The 21,999-nt window shown below is 37.0% G+C and carries 19 protein-coding genes and 1 pseudogene; 16 read left to right on the forward strand and 4 right to left on the reverse strand.

The annotated features are described in order from the left end of the window. Nucleotides 1-3 precede the first annotated feature (3 nt). From ACSLUK_RS02140 to ACSLUK_RS02205, 14 genes and pseudogenes are all read left to right on the forward strand, one after another. Nucleotides 4-3,642 carry a capsular polysaccharide export protein, LipB/KpsS family gene (locus ACSLUK_RS02140; RefSeq protein ID WP_448546850.1) on the forward strand — a complete coding sequence of 1,213 codons (3,639 nt, stop codon included), beginning with the start codon at nt 4-6 and terminating at the stop codon, nt 3,640-3,642. Then, a complete protein-coding gene (gene pseB, locus ACSLUK_RS02145) occupies nt 3,635-4,648 on the forward strand; it encodes a UDP-N-acetylglucosamine 4,6-dehydratase (inverting) (RefSeq protein WP_448546851.1) in 1,014 nt (337 codons plus the stop codon). The genes ACSLUK_RS02140 and pseB overlap by 8 nt, the downstream gene beginning before the upstream one ends. Before the next feature lie 10 nt (nt 4,649-4,658). Then, on the forward strand, nt 4,659-5,819 hold the full coding sequence (gene pseC / locus ACSLUK_RS02150) for a UDP-4-amino-4,6-dideoxy-N-acetyl-beta-L-altrosamine transaminase (RefSeq protein ID WP_448546852.1): 1,161 nt from the start codon (nt 4,659-4,661) through the stop codon (nt 5,817-5,819). Next, nucleotides 5,812-7,437 carry an aldo/keto reductase gene (locus ACSLUK_RS02155; protein WP_448546853.1) on the forward strand — a complete coding sequence of 542 codons (1,626 nt, stop codon included), beginning with the start codon at nt 5,812-5,814 and terminating at the stop codon, nt 7,435-7,437. The genes pseC and ACSLUK_RS02155 overlap by 8 nt, the downstream gene beginning before the upstream one ends. A 2-nt stretch (nt 7,438-7,439) precedes the next feature. Beyond that, nucleotides 7,440-8,246, forward strand: a complete 807-nt coding sequence (locus tag ACSLUK_RS02160) for an SDR family NAD(P)-dependent oxidoreductase (protein ID WP_448546854.1) — start codon at nt 7,440-7,442, stop codon at nt 8,244-8,246. 2 nt (nt 8,247-8,248) lie between these two features. Next, on the forward strand, nt 8,249-9,328 hold the full coding sequence (gene pseG / locus ACSLUK_RS02165; protein WP_448546855.1) for a UDP-2,4-diacetamido-2,4,6-trideoxy-beta-L-altropyranose hydrolase: 1,080 nt from the start codon (nt 8,249-8,251) through the stop codon (nt 9,326-9,328). Then, entirely contained in the window at nt 9,319-9,777 is a 459-nt protein-coding gene (locus tag ACSLUK_RS02170; protein WP_448546856.1) for a GNAT family N-acetyltransferase, read from the forward strand. The genes pseG and ACSLUK_RS02170 overlap by 10 nt, the downstream gene beginning before the upstream one ends. A gap of 29 nt (nt 9,778-9,806) precedes the next feature. Next, nucleotides 9,807-10,742 carry an ATP-grasp domain-containing protein gene (locus ACSLUK_RS02175; RefSeq protein WP_448546857.1) on the forward strand — a complete coding sequence of 312 codons (936 nt, stop codon included), beginning with the start codon at nt 9,807-9,809 and terminating at the stop codon, nt 10,740-10,742. Between the two features lies 1 nt (nt 10,743). Beyond that, entirely contained in the window at nt 10,744-11,778 is a 1,035-nt protein-coding gene (locus tag ACSLUK_RS02180; RefSeq protein ID WP_448546858.1) for an N-acetylneuraminate synthase family protein, read from the forward strand. A gap of 3 nt (nt 11,779-11,781) precedes the next feature. Continuing rightward, nucleotides 11,782-12,597, forward strand: coding sequence for an NAD-dependent epimerase/dehydratase family protein (locus ACSLUK_RS02185; protein WP_448546859.1), 816 nt, complete (start codon nt 11,782-11,784; stop codon nt 12,595-12,597). Further along, complete coding sequence (locus tag ACSLUK_RS02190) at nt 12,591-13,370, forward strand: inositol monophosphatase family protein (protein ID WP_448546860.1); 780 nt, start codon at nt 12,591-12,593, stop codon at nt 13,368-13,370. The genes ACSLUK_RS02185 and ACSLUK_RS02190 overlap by 7 nt, the downstream gene beginning before the upstream one ends. Beyond that, nucleotides 13,367-14,047: a PIG-L deacetylase family protein gene (locus ACSLUK_RS02195; protein ID WP_448546861.1), complete on the forward strand. Its 681-nt coding sequence runs from the start codon at nt 13,367-13,369 to the stop codon at nt 14,045-14,047. Before ACSLUK_RS02190 ends, ACSLUK_RS02195 begins: the two co-directional genes overlap by 4 nt. A gap of 130 nt (nt 14,048-14,177) precedes the next feature. Next, nucleotides 14,178-14,462, forward strand: a complete 285-nt coding sequence (locus ACSLUK_RS02200) for an acyltransferase family protein (RefSeq protein ID WP_448546862.1) — start codon at nt 14,178-14,180, stop codon at nt 14,460-14,462. A 61-nt stretch (nt 14,463-14,523) separates the two neighbouring features. Continuing rightward, nucleotides 14,524-15,692: pseudogene (locus ACSLUK_RS02205) on the forward strand (IS3 family transposase). Between the two features lie 53 nt (nt 15,693-15,745). Here ACSLUK_RS02205 and ACSLUK_RS02210 read toward each other — a convergent pair. From ACSLUK_RS02210 to ACSLUK_RS02225, 4 genes are read right to left on the reverse strand one after another with little or no spacing between them, the layout of a single operon-like run. Further along, entirely contained in the window at nt 15,746-16,906 is a 1,161-nt protein-coding gene (locus ACSLUK_RS02210) for a capsular polysaccharide export protein, LipB/KpsS family (protein WP_448546863.1), read from the reverse strand. Nucleotides 16,907-16,915: 9 nt separating this feature from the next. After that, the gene (locus tag ACSLUK_RS02215) at nt 16,916-17,611 is read right to left on the reverse strand and encodes an ABC transporter ATP-binding protein (RefSeq protein WP_448546864.1); all 696 of its coding nucleotides are present in this window, start codon (nt 17,609-17,611) and stop codon (nt 16,916-16,918) included. Then, a complete protein-coding gene (locus ACSLUK_RS02220; RefSeq protein WP_448546865.1) occupies nt 17,608-18,384 on the reverse strand; it encodes an ABC transporter permease in 777 nt (258 codons plus the stop codon). Before ACSLUK_RS02220 ends, ACSLUK_RS02215 begins: the two co-directional genes overlap by 4 nt. Continuing rightward, nucleotides 18,375-19,637 (reverse strand): glycosyltransferase, encoded by a 1,263-nt coding sequence (locus ACSLUK_RS02225; RefSeq protein WP_448546866.1) that lies wholly within the window; start codon nt 19,635-19,637, stop codon nt 18,375-18,377. Before ACSLUK_RS02225 ends, ACSLUK_RS02220 begins: the two co-directional genes overlap by 10 nt. A gap of 127 nt (nt 19,638-19,764) precedes the next feature. Between ACSLUK_RS02225 and ACSLUK_RS02230 the strand changes: the two genes are divergently transcribed. Beyond that, entirely contained in the window at nt 19,765-20,844 is a 1,080-nt protein-coding gene (locus tag ACSLUK_RS02230; RefSeq protein ID WP_448546867.1) for a glycosyltransferase, read from the forward strand. Nucleotides 20,845-20,846: 2 nt separating this feature from the next. After that, nucleotides 20,847-21,992: a glycosyltransferase gene (locus ACSLUK_RS02235; protein ID WP_448546868.1), complete on the forward strand. Its 1,146-nt coding sequence runs from the start codon at nt 20,847-20,849 to the stop codon at nt 21,990-21,992. The last annotated feature ends 7 nt before the right edge of the window (nt 21,993-21,999 follow it).

Genomic DNA, 21,999 nt, shown 5'->3' on the forward strand with positions numbered 1-21,999 from the left:
CCAATGTTAGACGTTAACAAAATTAAAAAGCTGATTAATATAATTATTGATAAAACGAATACTAGAGCTCTTGCCGATGTAGTTTATAATGGTATTAAAAACTTTAGGGAAAAGGAACATTTTGCTTTCGTGAAAATTTGGCACTACAAACTTCAGATGGTTTACAGTTACAAAGTGACTCGGGATGTTCTAGAAATTAAGAAACGCTCTGAGCTGTATGTAAGCCGGAGGGTTAAAGGTTTTTATAGTAAGAAAGTTCCTAAAGGGACTGAATATGATTACTTTATACATGATTCTTTCAACGTTCTTGGTGAAAACTCTGGATATGAGCAGTTATATTTGGTTGGAGACAATTGGAAAAGTGTGCCAGAAAAACCAATTGCGTTAATGGTGGGCTTTAATGATTGGAAATTAGGTTTTTCAGCAAATTATTTACCAGAGTATAGAACTGCGTTTCTACCAAGAAAATTAATGGGCTCAAGAGCGGTTAGAAAACTTGCTAAGTTGGACCTAAAGCCGTCTGTTGTTATTGTTTGGGGATACACAGAATCTAATGCAATTGCAAATTACGCTAAAAAAAATAATGTGCCAATTTATCGTATGGAAGATGGGTTTATTCGCTCAGCGAAGTTAGGTGCCCAGCATTCGACGCCGTATTCACTTGTTTTGGATAAAACAGGGTTTTATTACAATTGCAGTGAACCTTCTGATATAGAAAATATATATAATACGTATGACTTCAAAGCTGATCAAAAGTTGTTAAAAGAAGCTGAAAAATGCTTAAAGTTATTAATTGAGCTAAAAATTTCGAAGTATAACCCGCCTAGAACTAAAGTTAAGGGTATAAGTCAAAATCTGCAACTTATTAGAAGGGTTGCTGTTTTGGGGCAAGTAGATGGTGATGCGTCGATAAAATATGGAAATCCTAATGGCTGGACCTCAGAAGAATTGATTAAATTAGCTGCTTTTGAAAATCCTGACTGTGAAATTATCTATCGACCGCACCCTGAAGTTTACAGAGGGTTTCAAAAAAGTAGTTTTCAAGCGAAAAAAGTTGAAAAATACGCAAGAATAGCTGTTCCAGATGAAGACATAATCGATTTTATTGATTCAGTAGATCATGTTTATACAATAAGTTCGCTTACTGGTTTTGAAGCTTTAATTCGAGGAAAGAAAGTCACTACCGTGGGGGCACCTTTTTATTCAGGCTGGGGATGTACTGATGATCGTGTAAATATTGTTAGACGCCAAGCTAAACTTAATGTTCTCGAGCTGTTTGCTGGAGCGTATTTACTTTATCCAAAGTACTTAGGTGCACTCTCTAATTCTTATGAAGGAAGTTTAGCGGCAATTTATAGAATTAATGCTGAAAGAGATTTTGAACAGCATGATTATTATATGGCTCTCGCATCGAAAAAACATATGGAACAAGAGTTGTTAACGTCTAATTATTGGCCTATGTATTTTTTTACAAATCATTATGAAGGAAAACAATACGATAGAGCTATAGGTCAAATAGATTTCTCTTATTATTTCTTTGGTAATAACACGCGCTTATTTCAGTCTACATTATTGTTTTCGGTCTACGGTAAATTGACTTCGCCTGATGCGAAGAGTCTTTTATTAGAAAAAGTTAGAACTTTTTGTAATTATGAAGTATTTAATCAATTCTTATTGACAGCAATTGAAGTAAATAGAGAGCCAGTTCTGATTTCAAATTTAGCTTGGTTACTTGCTGAAGTTGGTGATATTGAAGAGTCAGAAGCGTTATACAATGAAAGCTTGATCTTTAACGGCGACAGTGAAGTAATTGCAAATGGTGAAATTAAATTAAAAGACGCGAAGTCTCAATTAGTTGTGTTAAGGAAAAATGACAGGTTAAAGATAGAGACTTTGATTAAATATAAGAACTTTGATTTAGCATTAAATTCAATTTTCAAGTTTATGTTAATTTATGGTGCTGACTCAGCTAGTTTTCTGAAAATAGCACAAATAGCCGAGTTGACTTTTGATTGGCAATCAGTGCATAAACTTGCCAATTTTATGCAGCATATTAATATTTACCAACACAATCGAGCTGCAATCCATATGCAACTTGAAAATTTACCGACTGATAGGGAAGTTAAGGAGCAGGGAGTTATCTCTTTGTTTGCTAAGCAGCTAGTATTTAATCCTGACAGAATTAATAGAACGAACGCTATTATTAAACATTTCTTTGATGAATCTTTTCCTATCTCTGTTTGTTCGGCGATATTAAATTTGGATAATGATATTAGCCATCAAAAAGTTGTTGCATATCTTGAAACAGGAAAGCTCAATAAAGCTGAAACAATAGTTAAGCAGCTGTTTATTGAAAAGCCAGAGTCAGACAAATTATTAGTTGTATATAGTAAGGTTTTATTTGAAAAAGGCTGCTATTCGGAAGCAGAGTATGTTTTAAAAAAAGCAATGGCGATACAACCTACACATGCAAACTTTACAGAGTTATTAAGACTTTATAAATTTGAAGGGCGATTTGAAGAAGCTCAAAAATTACTGGATCTCGCAAAAGAGTACAATGTTGAATTAACAGAAGATGGTCATGCAATGCCTGTTTATTTTGGTTTACAGGATATTGAACGTGGTTTCAAATGCTTTTTAGATACAGCTGTTCGAGATCGTTTAATTGCATATTTTGGCCAAGAAAAATATAAAACTGACGAAGCTCTTAATGCTGATAATCTATTTTTAATATGTAGTTTTGGCCCAGCAGAAGAAGTCAGATTCGCTTCTATTTATAATGAGATTGCAGAAGCGTTGGGTGTAGATAATTTTAAGCTTTCGTGTGAACCTCGACTTTTAAGTATATTTCAGCGTTCGTTTCCACATATAAATTTTGTGCCAATTTCGCGCGCAAGAAGCTTTAGCCCTAGCTTTCCTAGAAAGGGGTTTGATAAAACTCCGGGAGCCGATTTAGTAAATATACTGGATAACCAGGGTTTTAATACTGTTAATGAGTCAAAGCAAATTAAATTGTTGTCAGAGCTGATTTGGCACTTCAGGAAAGACTATAAAGATTTTCCAATACAAAATGGCTATTTGAAATGCGATGAGATCAAGACAAAATCAATCGCAGAACGTTTGCCCAAAAATAAAACATTAGTTGGTATAAATTGGCGAAGCCAACTTACCAATAGCCAAAGAAATGTTCATTATCTTGATATAGAGCAGCTTGAACCTCTTTTTGAGTTAAATGACATAACATTTGTCAATTTACAATATGATAATTGTGAAGGTGAACTAGCTTGGGTTGAAGCTCGTTACCCAGGAAAAATTATTAATTTACCGGACATAGATCAGTTCAATGACTTTGATAGTGTATTGTCATTAATGCAATCACTGGATCTTGTTATTGCTCCTTGTACTGTAACTACTGATTTAGCTGGTGCTATAGGATGCCCAACGATTTACTTCTCTGCTCATGGTGAAATACAGTGGAGAATGAAAGATAAAGAAATGAAAGATGTATGGTTTGAATCTATGGTGCATGTGTGTGCTGAACCAGGTGATAAGAAAAATTTAGTAAACAATATTTTAGAAAAGCTTAAAGTTTGGAATTTTGAGACCGCGGAAATTTATAATTTGGAAGTTGAAAATGCTTAACAACAAAACAGTTTTAATAACGGGTGGAACAGGTTCGTTTGGAAAAAAATTTATCGAAACTATCCTAGAAAGATACCCAGACGTTAAAAAAATTATCATCTATTCACGGGATGAGTTAAAACAATCAATAATCAAGCAAAAGTACCCTCATAATGAGTACCCTTATTTACGCTTTTTTATTGGTGATGTGCGCGACCGCGAACGACTAATGCAAGCGTGTGAAGGGGTTGATGTTATAATTCATGCAGCAGCTATTAAACAGGTAGACACCGCGGAATACAACCCCACTGAATGTATTCGCACTAATGTAGATGGCGCAGAAAACGTTATTGCGGCCGCGCTTGCGTGTGGTGTTAAAGATGTTGTTGCCCTTTCAACAGACAAAGCATGTGCTCCAATAAACCTTTACGGTGCAACGAAACTTGCGTCGGACAAATTGTTTGCAGCGGCAAATAATATTAAGGGCTCTAAAGATATCAAGTTTAGTGTTGTTCGTTACGGTAATGTAATGGGGTCGAGAGGCTCAGTCATTCCATTCTTTATTGAAAAAAGAAAGGAAGGTTTATTACCGATTACCCACGAAGAAATGACACGTTTTAATATTTCGCTTCAAGATGGCGTAAATATGGTGATGTATGCATTGGAGCACCATTTAGGCGGAGAAATTTTTGTGCCTAAAATACCTTCATACAAAATTACTGACATTGCTCAAGCTATAGCACCTGAATGTGAAACTAAAATCGTAGGTATTCGCCCTGGTGAAAAGCTGCATGAAGAAATGATCACTGACACAGATTCATTAAATACTATTGATCTAGGCCATTATTACGCTATTTTACCATCTGTTTCATTTAACTATACAGAGGACGAGTTTCTAGAGCATCACAATGCGGCAAAAGTTCCTTTTGGTTTTAAGTATAACTCAGGAACTAATTCTGAATGGGAAACAGTTGAGTCTCTACGCGACTTAATTATGACACATGTAGATCCAAGTTTTAAGGTGTGAATATCTAGCTATGATTCCGTACGGTAGACAAGAAATAACGCAAGTTGATATTGATTCAGTAGTTAGTGTTTTAAAATCTGATTTTTTAACCCAAGGCCCTCAAGTTCCAATGTTTGAAAAAGCGCTTACTGATTATACTGGGGCAGAGTTTGCTTTGGCAGTCAATAGTGCAACGTCTGCATTACACATCGCTTGTTTGGCTTTAGGGCTCGGCTCTGGCGATTGGTTGTGGACCTCTCCTGTAACTTTTGTCGCATCGGCAAACTGTGGCCTATATTGTGGTGCACAAGTTGATTTTATAGATATTGACGAAGCAACATATAATCTATGTCCTGTTAAGCTTAGAGAGAAGCTTGAAATTGCCAAATTAGATGATTGTCTACCTAAGGTGATCGTCGCTGTACATTTATGTGGTCAACCTTGTGATATGAAGGCAATTAAATCACTGGCAGATGAATATGGTTTTGCAGTCATTGAAGATGCTTCCCATGCAATTGGCGGTAAGTATCACGGCGAGCCTATTGGTAATTGTCGCTATTCAGATATCACGGTGTTTAGTTTTCATCCAGTGAAAATAGTAACAACCGCAGAAGGCGGAGCGGCATTAACGAACAATGCAGAGTTAGCGCAAAAAATGTTACTGTTGCGCAGTCATGGCATCACAAGAGATAGTGAGCTGATGACCGAAGAATCCCACGGTGATTGGTATTATCAACAAATTGATTTGGGTTTTAATTATCGTATGACAGAACTACAAGCTGCATTAGGCGTTAGCCAAATGCAGCGCTTAAACGAGTTTGTTGAAGCGCGTCATCGACTTGCAAATCGTTACTATGAAAAACTTGCAGGTTTACCGATTACGCTACCGCATCAGTTACCTGAGACCTACTCAGGTTTACATTTATACGTGATTAGGTTGAATTTAGCTGATATCAACAAGTCACATAAACAAGTGTTTGACGAGTTGAGAGAGCGCGGTATTGGTGTGAATCTACACTATATTCCTGTGCATACACAGCCTTATTATAAAAATATGGGGTTTAAAGACGGCGATTTCCCTGAATCTGAACGTTACTATCTAGAAACAATCTCAATCCCAATGTTCCATGGCATGACAGACGAACAACAAGAAGTAGTAATTTCTACTTTGAGAGAGGTTTTGGGTGCATAGTAACTCCATAGTTTTTATTCAAGCTAGAACTAATTCATCTCGTTTACCCGGCAAAGTGCTAATGCCAATTATGGGTATTCCTATTGTGGTTTTATGCGCAAGAAGAGCTATGAGCACAGGAAAAGATGTGATGGTAGTGACATCACAGGAAGGCAGTGATGATGAATTATGCCGAGTCCTTGATATAGAAGGTATTAAATATTTTCGTGGTGATTTAGATAATACTTTAAAAAGGGTTAATGACGCTTTAGTTTCGTATGACGATGAAGTTAATGTTATTCGTTTAACTGCAGACAATGTTATTCCTGATGGGAGCTTACTTGACGAGTTTGAAAACGCGTTTATTAATAACAATCTTGATTACATGGCATGTGGAGGAAAAGGAAGTGGTCTTCCATATGGCGTTAGCGCTGAAATTACAAAACTTAGACTGATTAGAGAGGCTCATCAAAATGCGACTACCGACTTTGAACGAGAGCATGTAACACCATACATAATCAAAAAGTGCGGTAGAAGCTATTTCGAGTTTTATTCTGAGTTAAATGCAGAATCGTTAAGGTGTACAATTGATTGTTTAGATGACTACCTGAACATTTGTGAACTTTTTTCTCAATTTAAAAAAGCTCCGTCAATTTCTTGGTTAGACTTAGTTTCAGCTCTTAAAGGGAAAACTCAAAGTAGTGCTTATTTGGCTAAAAAGAAAGAAATTATTTTAGGTGGTGCTCAGTTAGGTATGCATTATGGTATCACTAATATAAAGGGGAAGCCCAGTAAGACTGACGCCGTCGCGATTGTTAAGAAAGCTGTTGAAGGTGGTATTACGACCATTGATACGGCAAGAGCCTATACTGGTAGTGAGAAACTGATTGGGTATGTAAACTCTCAAGGTTGGGAGGGGCGTTTTAGAATTATCACAAAGTTGAGTCCTTTTAATAATGTAGATTGGATGAAGAAAAGTCGTCAAGATATTCAAGCTTACGTTGAATCAAGTTTGTTTCAATCACTTTGTAAACTTCGTACAAATTCAGTTGATGTGTTGATGCTTCATAGAGCTGAACACATAGATACTTGTAAAGGGCAATTATTAAAAATTTTAGAAAATTATAAAGAGTTGGGAATTGTTAAGAGTATCGGAGTCTCAGTTCAATCACCTCAAGAATTGGATGCGGCGTTAAGTTATGAAGGGATTTCTTATATTCAACTACCATTCAATATTCTTGATACTCGTTGGTTTGCATTGAAAGAACGAATCTTTGCTATTAAAAAAGTACGTGAATTAAATATTCATGTGAGAAGTATTTATTTGCAAGGTTTGCTACTTTCAACAGAAGGGGAGCTCTGGACTAAAGCTAATTGCGCCTCACCTGAATCTATAATTTCTTGGTTTGACTTGTTGAAGGGAAGATTTCGGTGTACTAAAAAAGAGCTTTTATGGTCATATATAAATACTCAAAAGTGGGTTGATGGTATTGTTGTTGGTGCTGAATCCGAAAGTCACGTGTCTGAAAATGTTGAACTAAGTGCTCGACAAGGGTTTTCAGCTGAGGACTTGAAATTTATTAATGAGACTAGACCTAATGTTAGTGTAAATACCCTTAACCCCGCATACTGGAATTAATAATGACCAACAGATGTATATCAGAATTATATAGTCTTAATGAGCAAAATGTACTAATTACAGGTGCTACTGGTTATTTAGGTAAAAATATGGCTTATGCACTATGTGAAGCTGGGGCAAATGTCTATTTAAATGGAAGAAATGAAAAGAAAGTCTCTCAACTGATTGATGAATTAACTTCAAAGGGGTTTAATGCATTTTCAGCAGTATTTGATATCAAAAATTTTGAAGAAATTGAACTTTTTTTTAAAAGCGTACCAGCAGAAGATTTTACAGCAGTGATAAATAATGCCTATGCAGGTAAAGTTGGAAATTTTGAAACATCAGATATTTTGAACTATGCAGATAGCTATCATATAGGAGTAATGGCTGCACAAAAAGTTACTCAGAGCGCATTGAGACATTTACGTTCGGCTAAACAAGTGTATGGCGATGCAGCTGTAATCAACATAGCATCTATGTATGGAGTTGTTAGCCCAAACCAAAGCTTGTATAAAAAACCTGAGCATGTTAATCCCCCTTTTTACGGTGCTGCAAAAGCGGCACTAATCCAACTCACTAAATACATGGCTTGTGAATTAGGAAAAGAAGGAATTAGAGTCAATAGTATTAGCCCAGGACCATTTCCTGCAGAAGAAGTTCAGAAAGGTAATTCTGAATTTATTAACATGTTGTCTGAAAAAGTTCCATTAAATAGAATCGGTAGACCCGAAGAAATTAAGGGGCCTGTTATTTTTTTGGCATCTCAGGCTTCACTATATGTAAACGGAACAAATTTAATGGTTGATGGTGGTTGGACTGCTTGGTAAAAATGAAAGTTATAATTCGAGTTGATTCGGGTACTGTAATTGCAAATGGACATGTTATGCGTTGTTTAACTTTGGCGAGTAAGTTAACAGGTTACGGTGCTGAAGTTGTATTTGTGTGTAAAAAATTTGCTGGAAACATTATTAGTGTCATCGAAAAGCAAGGCTTTAAAGTATTGGTTATTCCTTGTGAGTACATGAATCATGAAGCTTTGTTAAGAAGAGAACTTGGTTCGTCACAAGAGGCTGACGCAATTAAAACTAAAGATCTTTTAAACTTAAGTGGTATTGAGTTTGTAGATTGGATTATAGTTGATCATTATGCGTTAGATGAAGCATGGCATAAATCAATTAAAGATATCACTAATCACATTTTTGTTATTGATGATTTAGCCAATAGAAATCATTTCTGTGATGTTTTGTTAGATCAAACGCTTGGTCAGAAAAGGTCATCTTATAAGGATAAAGTTCCAGATTCATGCGAATTACTTTTAGGAACAGAATATACCTTATTGCGTGATGAATTTCTTGATAACGCTAATAAGGCACTGACTCATCGACTCTCATACAACGAATCAAAGACAAAGTCTGCATTGATTATGATGGGGGGAACAGATCCTGATGACTATTCGGGAAAAGTTTTAGACGTAGCCCTTCGTTTGGATATCTTTGACAAAATAACTATCGTATTAGGATTAAATGCACCTCACCTAGATAAAATTCAGCAACAAGCTAATTTATACGATCATGTAACATTACGTACAGGAGTTGATGATGTCGCAGATATGCTAATTGAACATGACCTTTGTTTCGGAGCTGCAGGTACCAGTGCCTGGGAGCGATGTGCATTAGGCCTTCCTTCTATGCTTTTTGTTTTAGCGGATAATCAGGAAAAAGTAGCAAGAGAGTTAGCATCGGCAGGTGCTGTTAAAGTAATTTTTAAAAACGATTTATCGAGTTTGGCTGCTGAGACATTATCGATAGTTGAACAAGATAATTATTTAGATATGGTTAGAAGTTGCGTTAATGTGTGTGATGGGCAAGGAGCTCTAAGGGTGGCAGAAGAGGTGTGTAATTGGATATAAGAGTTGCAACAGAAAATGATTGTGAAATGCTGTTTCATTGGGCTAATGATCCGCTAATTAGAGAGATGGCGTTTTCACAAAAAAAGATTGATTACGCTGATCATGAAAAATGGTTTTTATCCCGTTTGTCTAGTAATGATACGTGTATCTTTATCGCAAAAGTTGATAATAACCCAATCGGTCAAGTTAGATTTGACAATCGAGGCCGCTATTTTGAGATTGATGTACATTTAGCGCCAGAACAAAGAGGCAAAGGATATGCGTCAAATATGTTAGTAAAAAGTTGTGAAGCATTGTTTGCAGAGTTTCCAGCAGCAGAAGTAAAAGCCGTTGTTAAGTTGAATAACCCAGCTAGTTTTAAAGCTTTCCGTAAAGCGCATTTTGAATTAGAAAGTACGGAAACGATTCAAGGCGAAGATTGCTATGTATTATCTTTAACAATGAAATAACAAACTTTAATAGATTTTATAGAGACTTTATGAAAACAAGAGTATTACTTACCGGTGGCGGTGGTGCTGGCACAGAAAGCTTGTGGAAAAGTTTATCTGAAAAGTACGAACTTTTTTTCGCGGATGCTGCCGTATCAAGCATCGATCCTATTGTTCCTATTTCGAATAGGGTTGAGATCCCGATGGCCAACGATGAAAGCTTCATAGTGAAGTTGAAACAAATTATTAGCGATTTAGAAATTGATATACTTGTCCCAGGAGTAGACGAGGAGTTAGCTTATATTGCTAAAGAAAGGGAAACTTTAGGTGCTAAAGTTTTGTTACCAGACCTAGATTTTATCGAGTGTATGTTAGACAAATATGATTGTATTAGCTCAATGAAAGAAAAGTCTTTGTCTGTCCCTAAAACTGTTTTGTCTGAAGACGCGAAAGTGATTGGCTTTCCACAAATTGTAAAGCCAAGAAGTGGTCGAGGTTCCAGAGGTGTTGCTGTTGTTAAATCTATTGAGGAAGTTAACGCATATAAGATTTTCTTTGGCACAGAACAAGGTTCAACTATTTCGCAGGAATTAGGCGAGGGAACTGAATATACTGTATTAGTAGCAGCTGATATGAATGCTCAACTAAAAGCGATTGTGCCAGTAAGAATCGAGCAAAAAAGAGGCATAACAATTAGAGCAATGGCTGAGCGTCAAAAAGAAATAGAAGAGTATTGTAAAAAGTTTCAAAGCCAGTATGAGGCCATAGGTATCTACAATTTACAGTGTATCTTGACAGAAAATGGTGATGTAGTGCCTTTTGAAATTAACCCTCGAGTATCTACAACATTTTGCTTATCTGTTGCTGCAGGCTTCGAACCATTTGAAAGCGTCTTTGGTCAAAGTGGCGACTTAACTATTTTTTACCCTGAAAAAAGCTATGCCTTAAGAAGAAATTGGCGAAATCATATCGTGGAAATTGAATAACATGAAAATTAGAATTGCAAATAAAACTCTTGGAGAAGGCTCTCCGGCCTATATTATTGCTGAAGTAGGCTCAAACCACAATCAAGATTATGCACTAGCACTTAAGCATATTGATGCTGCAGCTGAAGCAGGGGTCGATGCAGTAAAGTTTCAAACATTTAAGGCTGATAAACACGTTTCAAAGTTTTCAGAAATGCCAAAGTATTTGAAAGGCTACGACAGTGTTCATGATTTAATTAAGACGTTAGAATTAGAGCGTGATTGGCAAAAGCCATTAAAAGAATACGCGGAAAGTCAAGGTTTAGATTTCTTCTCATCTCCTTGTGACTATGAAGCTGTAGATAGCTTAGAAAAAGTTGGTGTTCCTGCTCATAAAATTGCATCTTTTGACTTACCAGATTTGGAGCTTGTTCGTTACATAGCTAAAACAGGGAAGCCTGTATTGCTTTCTACGGGTATGGCTGATTGGATGGAAATTCAACGTGCAGTTGATGTTTGTCGCGAAGAAGGTAACGAGCAAATTGTACTATTTCAATGCACATCTTTATACCCAGCGCCAAGTAACCTTTCGAACTTACGCTCGATGGAGCGGATGCGTGATATGTTTGATGTAGTCGTTGGTTACTCTGATCATACTTTAGGGGATTTAATTCCTGTTTCATCAGTCGCTATGGGCGCATCCATTATTGAGAAGCACTTCACTTTAGATAGAACCTTACCAGGTCCTGACCATTCATTTGCGATGGAACCTGACGAGATGAAAGTAATGGTTGATAAAATTCGTGAAGTTGAATCAGCGATAGGTGGTGGTGAAAAGAAAGGCCCAAGAGCTGAAGAGCAGGATATGTATTTAAAAGCTCGTCGCTCGTTACACGTTAATCAAGATATCAAAGTTGGTGATGTAATTACGGAGGAAATGCTGATTATTAAGCGCCCAGGTTTTGGTATTGAGCCATATAGAAAAGCTCACGTTGTTGGTTCTGTTGCAAAGGTTGATATTCCTAAAGATCATTGGATAGATCAGGGCATGATCTAACCGATGCGTGTTTTGGTTACAGGAGCCCAAGGATTCTTGGGTTCACATATTGTATCAAGGTTGGCTAAACAAGGGATTGAGGTTATTGGTTTAACTCGTCAAGATTGTGATTTATCGGACTTAAACCAAGTTAAGCAAACGGTATCTAATTTAAACGCTGAACTTATCATTCACTGCGCGGCGTTTGTGCCAAAGTCGCTTTTGGAGTATGAAAGCGAAACACTAACGGAAAAAAATATCTTACTTATTGATAATTTATTAGATTCAACAGATTGCCCCATTGTTTATATTTCCTCGATGACAGTGTATGGTTCAAATGGAGTAACTTTAAAAAAAGAGTCTGAATCTCCTTACCCAGAATCCGCCTATGCACAAAGCAAGTACCAAGGTGAGTTGTGTCTAAAGCGTAGTGAGCGAAATGCACTTTCAATAAGAATTCCTGGGTTGTTTGGTGATGGTAGAGCAAGCGGATTAATCTACAATAATCTAAAAAAAGCATCTCAAGGCGCTGAACTTTCGCTACCAGATAAACCACTGCTGTGGGCGGCGATGGATGTTGAAGACGCAGCTCAAAGTATAGTTAAGATAATTAAACAGTATAGGTTTAACGGTTTTGACATTATAAACTTAGGTTATAGCGATGCTTATTCGATCAATAAGCTGGTAGATATTGTTAATCAATTGTTTAACGGTAAATTTAGCTATGACGTGGTTCATCCAGAGTTCCAGTTTGAGTTGACTAAATTAAAAGAATTGAAAGCAAATCCAGAGGTTGTTCTATTTGATGCGATTCAAAAGTATAAAGGCAAAATATGTTAAACAAAGAAAAAATACCTCTTTTTGAACAGGGTTTTAAAGCAATTGGCGATCAAATTTCAAGTTGGCGAACGCAGGATTCAACAAGAGAAATACTAGAGCCAAAAGAGTTCAAAACGGTTGCTGATAAAAAAGCACATACGCTAATTTGCCAATTAATTGCTGACGTGTTTGGCGGTATGGTTATTTTATCTGAAGAAGAAGATATCACGTCAGAAAAGCGCCCAGAAAAATATTGGTTAATTGATCCAATTGATGGCACTGCAAGTTGGTATGATGGATTTAATGGTTTTGTTACCCAAGCAGCATATATAGAAAATGATAAGGCTTTATACGGTGTTGTTTATGCTCCAGCAATGGATATGTTTTGGTCTGCACAACAAGGAGATGGCTCCTTTTTAAATGGTAAGCAACTTGAGAAGTTAACTGAGAATAACAGACTTTATTTAATCGATAATTACCCTGAACCTAAACGAATTGCTAAAACGATTTGTGAGCAATTGAATGTCGATAAATATGTTGAGTGTGGTTCATTAGGCTTAAAGTCATGCATGGTAGCAGCGCAACACGCAGATTTATTCGTTAAAGACGTTGTTATTCGAGATTGGGATATTGCTCCTGTACTAGTGATTATTGGGGAGTTAGGTGGTTTAGTTACAGATTTGCACGGTTCACCTTTAACACTGACGGGTAGTTATGTTAAAGAAGGTGGTTTAGTTGTGGCTCGTACAGAACGACTTGTAAACGATATTGTAAATTTGGATAAATTACCATGAAAGAATCTGTTTTAGTCGTATCAGCGCACTCTGATGATGAGGCGTTAGGGTGTGCTGGCACAATAGCAAAGCATATAGCTAATGGTGATGACGTTCATGTTGTTTTTATGACTAATGGTGTTTCATCAAGAGATACTCAACATTTACATCAAATAGAGGCTGTAACGAGAAAAAGTGCAGCGCAATCGGCCTTAGAAGTCTTAGGTGTTAAGCATTTTACACAACTTGACTTTCCTGATAACCAAATGGATTCTATCCCCTTATTAAACGTAGCTCAAGCAATTGAAAAAGTTATCGCTAATGTGTCGCCATCAATGGTGTATACGCATTTCTTAAATGATCTTAATGTAGATCACCAAATAACGCATAAAGCCGTAATGACAGCATGTCGCCCTCAAACATGGTCTTCCGTTAATAAAGTTTTATCTTTTGAAGTACTTTCAAGTACAGAATGGAATTCGCCTTCACTCAGTGCGTTTAGGCCACAGTATATTGTAAACATTACTAATTTCTGGGACCTTAAATGTAAAGCCTTGCAGCAATACAGTGAAGAGATGAGAGCGTTTCCACATAGCAGAAGCTTTGAGTGTGTTCAAGCGTTAGCAACTTTAAGGGGCGCATCTAATGGTTTTGAAAAAGCTGAAGGTTTTTTTGTAGAAAGGATTTTAATTAACTGACTTAAAGTTTGTTAAATTTAGTGGTGCTGGTAGTGATATTAAAGAGCTAGCTTTATAGATTGGTTGCAAATTTTTCTTAATGAAATTCATTTGATTGATATTTATAGGGTACTAAAGGATTAAATTATTTATGGAATATAGACGTGAAATCGATGGGCTAAGGGCTTTAGCCATTATCCCTGTAGTTTTATTCCATGCTGCAATCCTAGGGATTAGCGGTGGATTCATTGGTGTTGATGTATTTTTTGTTTTATCTGGATATTTGATTACCACAAAGATCATTGAAGAAAAGCAAAGTGGTGTGTTTTCTTTATATAGTTTTTATGAAAGAAGAATACGTAGGCTACTTCCCCCGTTAATACCTGTACTTTTTTTTCTTTGTTGTTTTCTTTTTTATATTTTCCCAGTGAAGTGACGTGGTTTAATGGATTCGACTACCCCAGTTAAGAGATAGTAATCTTAACTGGAGAAATAGAATGACGACACGTAAAAAATATTCGAAAGAGTTCAAACTTGATGCTGTTGCATTAGTGGTGGAACAGAATTATTCCCAAGCCGAAGCGGCAAGAAATTTAGGGATCAGCCCTCAGGTACTTGGCCGCTGGATAAAAGAAGCTGAGAATGATGATGGACAGGCTTTTCGAGGTAATGGAAAGCTGACGCCTGAGCAAGAAGAGATCCGCAAGCTAAAAGCTCAAGTCAAGCGCATAGAGATGGAACGTGAAATATTAAAAAAAACGGTCTTCTTTGCCAAAGAAACGAAGTAAAGTATTCGTTTATAACCCAATACAAGAAGACCTGGCCAGTGGCACAGATGTGCCGAATATTGGGTGTAAAAAGCAATAATTATTACAGTTATCAAAAGCGTTTAAAAAAGAAACCTGATGACGATTCTACCCATCAAGAAATGCTTGATTGGGTAAAAGATATTGCCAAGTTCAGTGACAATACGTATGGCTCAAGGCGCATTCAAAAGGTCTTGAATGCGTTAAGTTTTCCAGTGAGTAGGCGTAAAACCAGACAGCTTATGAATGAAGCTGGTGTTTGGGTTCGGTACAAGAAAAAATACAAGGTCACCACCAACAGTGCTCATAATAAGCCAGTGTATCGAAATGAGCTTGACCAGAATTTTGATGTTGAACAACCAAACCAAGCATGGGTTAGTGATATTAGCTACGTTTGGACGAGTGAAGGCTGGCTGTACTTAGCAGTAGTTATTGACTTGAATTCAAGAAATGTTGTTGGCTGGAGCATGGGCTCCAGAATGAAGGCTCAGCTTGTTTGTGATGCCTTGACGATGGCGATTTGGCAACGACAGCCCAAAGCTGGATTAATCGTTCATTCAGATCAGGGCGTTCAATATGCTAGCCACCAATACAGAAAACTGCTCAGTTCTCATGGTTTTACAGGTAGTATGAGCAAAAAAGGATGTTGTTGGGACAATGCCGTGGCAGAAAGTTTTTTCGGCAGTTTAAAGCAAGAAAGAGTTCAATGGCGCAACTACGAAACTCGCAATGATGCTAAGCAAGATATCTTGAATTACATCACCATATGGTACAACAGTTATCGCTTGCATTCGTACTTGGGATACCAAAGTCCAAATGATTATGAAAGTCTCAGCGGCAATTTAGAAAAGGTAGCTTAACTGGGGTGACTGAATTTGGTTGATCACGTCAAGGTTCATATTTGTAACTCCAACTATTGTTTTTGAAAAAAAGAGATCATAGCTCTCCCAACTCTACAAACTTTGATAAATAGGGAGTTGAATTTTGAAAGCTGAATCCGCTTGTTTTGCTGTATTGTGGAAGCTTGAATAATATTTAATTGAAATGGCATTTGTTTATTGAATACCAATTCGTATAAAAGCCCTTCAACTTGACCTCTAGCTATCCATTCAGAAATAACCCCTCTGGACACTTTGAGCGACATTTTTTTTAGTATTCCGTGCCCTAAAGGAACAACCTTTTTGTTATATACTAAAGATTCAAGCAGAACAGTGCTGTTTATACCCACAACGAATTCAGATTTGGCAATAAGTTGAACTAGCGGTGTTGTATTATCAACGCTGAAGTTTTGTTTTTGAATTTCAAATTGATATGAATAGTCTGCTTTTGGGTGTGGTCGGAGTACGACTTGGTAACGCATTGGAATGTTGTTTTCTAAGTAAGAAACAAACTCCCTCATTGTTTTAAACGGAGAGTGGTTGGATATGTTGCTATCGCTGTCAACTTGCAGGGGGACAAGTATCGTATTTTTAATCTCTGTAGTGTTCCTATTAGGGACCCTGTATCCTTCTAACCACTGGTGAAGTTCTCTTTTTTTGTTTGGGGCTAATGCAGTGTACATAGATTTAGCCATACTGCTACGCGCATTAACGCCACAAGGGTCAATATAGTAATGATTTTTTTGTGGAAACCAGCCTAACTCTAGGTAATTAAATCTAAACCCTAGGTTTTTTGCGAGCACTACAAAATCTTGCTGGTGTTCGGCTTGTCCGTTCCAAATATAAATTAATTCTGGCTCAAATTCATTGAAAAGCTGAGTGTAAAACTTGACTCTTTGCTTTGCTATATTGTTGAGTTTTTCTGCCAAGTTTAGTCGGGTTACCTTTTTATATAGCTTTTTACTTGGCATAAAACAGGTGTAGCGAACGCTCTTATTGCTTGCTATGTGTGCACAGATGGTTGAAGTACAATTTATAACGCCTTGTTCAGTTAGTCGCCCTTGTAATGTGTAAATAACTCTTTGCTCACATGCAATAATGACATCGTGTCCTTCGCTTGCTAATTGTGAGCCAAGATTACTAAAAAAGGGGGCTTTAACCATATCGGCTAATGGTTCATAAATGAGTATTCTCACTTGACTAAACTAACCATTTAACGCTTCATACTCTTTAAGGACTTCAGCAGGCGTTCCTGTCATTTGTACAACACCTTCTTCAATCCAAACCGCTTTATTGCATAGCTTCTTAATCGTGCCGGGGCTATGGCTAACTAATACTATAGTGTCGCCTGAAAGTAGTTTGTCTTCCATTACTTTTTTCGATTTTTTCTTAAAACTGGCGTCACCTACGGACAGTGTTTCATCAATTAACAATATGTCTGTTTTTACATGAATGGCGATGGCAAACCCCAGCCTTTGTTTCATGCCCGTTGAATAGTTTTTTACAGGTTCGTCAATAAACTTTCCTAACTCAGAAAATTCAATGATTTCGTTAAGTTTACTTTTTACTTCATTTTTTGAAAGGCCCATGAGCATGCCACTTAGAAATGTATTATCTCTTCCTGATACACTACCATCAAAGCCTAAACTTAACGTGAGTAATGTGGTACTAAATCCATGATTTATTATTGTTCCTTGGTCGGGTTGAATTGTGCCATTAAGTAATTTAAGCAATGTACTTTTTCCCACACCGTTTTTACCTATTACGCCTAGAGAGTCTCCGTGGCATAACTCAAATGAAATATCTTTCAGTGCTTGGTGAACTAAGCGCTGTTTAAAAATGGGTATACCACTTTTGTAGGTGACTCCTACATTCTCTAATGTTATTACGGGTTGGCTCATCGTTGTATTAACACCCTTGCAAAAACAGGGTCAAACTTTCTTAACAGTAAATGGGAAAGGACTACAGCACCTGCTGCAATAAATAAAAACTTTAACAGTTCAAATAGATCTGGTGGTGATGAATACATGAGAATGTCTCTATAGGTTTTAATTACCTGAGACATTGGGTTGTATTCGAAATATTCTTGATATTCAATTGGCAGCCTGTCTACCGCATATATAACCCCTGAAAGATAAAAAGCAATGCGAAGTACGGGTCTTATAACCTCTTTAATATCTGGAATAAATGGTACGAGCAAGGCGATAAAGTTTGCACATGCCGTATTAATGCAATGCTGAACAAATAGTATTAAAGGCAAATACCAGTATGCTTGGGAAATTGAAAAACCATACCACCATAAAAAACATAGCAATAAGGCAAAAATAATAAAGAATTTAAAGGCAACTACAACAAGTGTAATACTGGGGAGTATAACTTTGGGAAAATTAATTTGATTAATTAACGATAGGCTGCCATTGATGGAGTTACTGCAACTAGATACAGTGTTTGAAAACCAACGCCAAGTAACAAGTCCAATTAGCAAAAATGGAACAAAGTCTTCCGTACCTCTTTGCAAAATTACGCCAAAAACCAAATAGTAGATACCCATAAAAATAATAGGCTCAATAACCCACCATAAAAAGCTTAGATAGGTTTTTGAGGCTTCTGATTTAAGCTGGACTTTCGCCTTTTGAAAAATTATATCCCTATAATGCTTGGAAACTAAGAACAAAGTGAACCTCTTGTTACGTCGTTATATATCTCTGTTGTACTTTTAGCCATCTCAAGTGTTGATGATGGGCGGGGGATAATAGCATTTTCTGACAAATTATCTAATACCTTAATCAGCTTTTTCTTTAGAGCGAGGTGATTTTGTGCTGGGTAGGTAAATTTGTCGTCCACCAGCTCCATAGCGCCCGGTACATCAGAACATAGTACTGGTGTTTTTCTCGCGTGAGCCTCTAAAATTACTTGTGGTTGGTTTTCTGGAGATAAGCTGGGTACTACCATTAGATCGACATCGTCAATGAACGCTATCATTTCGTCCTCTGACAATTGACCGTGCCATTGAATTTGTTGACGTTTGTTCAATTGATTGATCAAATCAGCATACTCTCGAGACGTTACACTACCCGCTATATTAAGTGTGACGGGGTAATCTATCTCTTGAATAGCAGAAGCTAAGATATGAAGTCCTTTGTGCGGTGCTATTGCACCAGCGAAGCCAACTTTTTTCGCTCTAGACGATTTGGCGGGAAGGTTTCTAAACCATTCTTGCTTCAATCCTACGGGTATTACCGAATAATTTTTTACTTTATATTGATCGCAAATAGCCAGCTTAGCTGTGCGCGAAAGAAAAATTATATGATCAAGTTTGTCAAATACTTTTTGGATAACAAGTTTTCTATTTTTCCAGTCGCCATATAAAGACTTTGCATGCAGTTGAATGTTTAAGGCACTTGCCAGAATACGAGAGCCAAGAGGAAGTTTCCTTAAAATACTGTATGAGTTTGACGTATTAGCAATACAATCGATACATTCTGTTGGAGCCTTATTGCCTGAGCATAATTTTTTATTAAGTGTCATTAGTGTACTCTTGGGGCACAACCACCAAAAGTCCGTTATGGTTAACACAGTTTTTATACCCAATTCACTGGCAGACTTCATCATATTTATTCCAATATGGCCAGGATTAACAAAATGTAAAACATCCGGCGATAGCTCTTTTAATAACTGGCAATGTTCAGTCGTCTCTCCCCCCATTACGGTTTGCCAACCGTGTGTTTTTATTTTGATAATCTGAGGAGTAGATGAATTGATTGGAGAATTGAAATTTATGTGCGGAAAAAATAACAGTGGGTCACCAGCTAATATAGTTACTTTAAGTCCTGAATTAATTAACTCATCGCTAAGGTTTTTGATATATTTTTCAGTTCCTTGGTGATAACCTTCCCCGAATTGCATTGTAGCGATCACAATGTGCATGTTTATTCCTTAGTTTCGAACTTTACATTCTATCTCTCTATTTACCGTTACATTTTACTGGGTTGGAATTATAATTCACAGCTTAATTATTTGGGATTTACATTCACTTTGATTGGAAGATAATAGTTTGGCTGTATTATACGATTTTATGGAAGTTGTTGGAGGGGCGGAGAGTCTGACCATCGAGCTAGCAAATAGTACTCATCAAGACATAATTGTTGCTGGAGTTAATTACAATATAATCGAAAAGCTTCCAAGCATAAATAACGAGCTGCATTCAATAAGTAAATTATCAACGTTGCCATTATGGAAATCAATCAAGGGGATGTACGCATTTCGCCACATAAATGACAGCCTGCTAAAAGATAGAGTTAATCTTTATTCAGGAAATAACGCTCCATTAGCTGTATATAATTCTAAGGCTGATAGGAACATTTATTACTGTCATACCCCTCCAAGATTCGTTTACGATCTGTACGATTATTATCAAAATACATTGCCTTGGTATCAGAAACACATTGTATCTGTATTCGCTCGCTATGTGAGAGCACACTATGAACCTGCGCTGAAGGAGATGGACGCTATTTATTGTAATTCAAAGAATGTTCAGAGCCGAATAAGGCATTATTTAGGGTGTGAGGCAGAGGTTGTGTATCCGCCAATTGCTATTAATAAGTTTTTTAACCGGGAGAGCAATGGGTATTATTTATCAACAGCTCGGCTTGAGAATTATAAGAGAGTTGAGCTAATTGTTGATGCCTTTTTAGCTATGCCGGATAAAAAGCTTGTTGTTGTTTCAGGTGGGACGTTACTGGAGTCACTTCGAAAAAAAGCTTTGCAAGCCGAAAATATACAAGTCGTAGGTTGGGTTAGTGAACAATCATTATTAAGTTATGTTGCTGAATGTATAGCGACAATTTATCTTCCCATAGATGAAGATTTTGGAATGTCTCCAGTAGAGTCCATGGCAGCTGGAAAACCAGTTATTGGTGTTAATGATGGCGGACTAAAAGAGACTATACTACACGAAGAAACAGGGTGGCTATGTCCTAGCGAATTGCGAGTAGAACATATCATTGAAGCAGTTAGCTATATGACAATTGCTCGATCGGACAAAATGAAACAGCAGTGTTTTATTCAAGCTAAAAAATTTGCTCCAAAAGTTTTTACCAATCGTATGAATGAAATTTTTGCAGATAGGTATTAGTTTTGAAAATTATTCATCTAGGAAAATACTACCCTCCATTCATGGGAGGAATAGAAAACTTTATGGCTTCATTGGCAGCTCAACAAGTAGAGGATGGTCATGAAGTTTCAGCTATTGTCCATCATCATGACGCTAACTTTGCCACATCGATTGAGTCAATTGACAATATACTAGTTTATCGAGTGAAAACGTTTGGTAGCGTTGCTTATGCGCCTGTTGCACCGTCATTCATTAAGTGGCTCTCTCATTTAATTGATAAGTCAACTCCAGATGTTATTCATATTCATATGCCTAATCTATCAGCATTTTGGCTGTTGCCGTTGTTAAAGGCAAGAAGCATACCTTGGGTTGTGCATTGGCATGCTGACGTGATTGGCAGTGTGCCCGATCTGAAAATCAAATTGCTATATCCTATTTATCGCTTTTTTGAACATGCTTTATTAAGAAAAGCTGCAAAGATAATAGCGACTTCCGAAAACTACTTTCTTAAAAGCGAGGTATTAACAAAATACCGAAATAAGGTGGAAGTAATACCATTAGGTATTGAAGATATACCTCAAGTACCTTCAATGTCAGTTCCAAAAGAAACTATTCAATTGCTTATGATTGGCCGTTTAACTTACTACAAAGGTCACCGCAATATGATAAAGGCAATTAGAAAGCTAACGCTGCTGGGGATTGACGTACATTTGGACATAGTGGGCACAGGAGAGTTGAAAGAATCGATAACTGCTTTAGTAAAAAAATACTCTCTGGAAGATAATATCGCTTTGCTAGGTAAGCTGTCAGAAGAATCATTGAATAAGAAATTGCTTACTTGTGATGTATTGTGCTTACCTTCAATAGAAAAAACCGAAGCATTCGGCGTCGTTATATTAGAAGCTGCCCGAGTTGGCAAGCCTGCACTGGTTACTGATGTTAAAGGCAGTGGCATGTCTTGGGTTGTACAAGATGGTAAAACAGGCATTGTAGCAAAAGCCAATGACGTGGCGGATTTGGCTGCAAAAATTCAGTGGGCAAGTGAAAATCGTCAGCAGTTGGAAAATTATGGTAAGAATGCACGAAAAAGGTTTGAATCAGACTTTAGGGTTTCTCATATCGCTTCTCAAATAGAAAATTTATATGATAAAGTATTGCTCTCGCAATAATATCCGC

The organism is Thalassotalea fusca (genome assembly GCF_053485835.1).

Bases quoted from the DNA above. Each gene is read 5' to 3' on its own strand.
- ACSLUK_RS02140 (WP_448546850.1), top strand. From the start codon at position 4: ATGTTAGACGTTAACAAAATTAAAAAGCTGATTAATATAATTATTGAT.
- pseB (WP_448546851.1), top strand. From the start codon at position 3,635: ATGCTTAACAACAAAACAGTTTTAATAACGGGTGGAACAGGTTCGTTT.
- pseC (WP_448546852.1), top strand. From the start codon at position 4,659: ATGATTCCGTACGGTAGACAAGAAATAACGCAAGTTGATATTGATTCA.
- ACSLUK_RS02160 (WP_448546854.1), top strand. From the start codon at position 7,440: ATGACCAACAGATGTATATCAGAATTATATAGTCTTAATGAGCAAAAT.
- pseG (WP_448546855.1), top strand. From the start codon at position 8,249: ATGAAAGTTATAATTCGAGTTGATTCGGGTACTGTAATTGCAAATGGA.
- ACSLUK_RS02175 (WP_448546857.1), top strand. From the start codon at position 9,807: ATGAAAACAAGAGTATTACTTACCGGTGGCGGTGGTGCTGGCACAGAA.
- ACSLUK_RS02180 (WP_448546858.1), top strand. From the start codon at position 10,744: ATGAAAATTAGAATTGCAAATAAAACTCTTGGAGAAGGCTCTCCGGCC.
- ACSLUK_RS02185 (WP_448546859.1), top strand. From the start codon at position 11,782: ATGCGTGTTTTGGTTACAGGAGCCCAAGGATTCTTGGGTTCACATATT.
- ACSLUK_RS02190 (WP_448546860.1), top strand. From the start codon at position 12,591: ATGTTAAACAAAGAAAAAATACCTCTTTTTGAACAGGGTTTTAAAGCA.
- ACSLUK_RS02195 (WP_448546861.1), top strand. From the start codon at position 13,367: ATGAAAGAATCTGTTTTAGTCGTATCAGCGCACTCTGATGATGAGGCG.
- ACSLUK_RS02200 (WP_448546862.1), top strand. From the start codon at position 14,178: ATGGAATATAGACGTGAAATCGATGGGCTAAGGGCTTTAGCCATTATC.
- ACSLUK_RS02215 (WP_448546864.1), bottom strand. From the start codon at position 17,611: ATGAGCCAACCCGTAATAACATTAGAGAATGTAGGAGTCACCTACAAA.
- ACSLUK_RS02225 (WP_448546866.1), bottom strand. From the start codon at position 19,637: ATGCACATTGTGATCGCTACAATGCAATTCGGGGAAGGTTATCACCAA.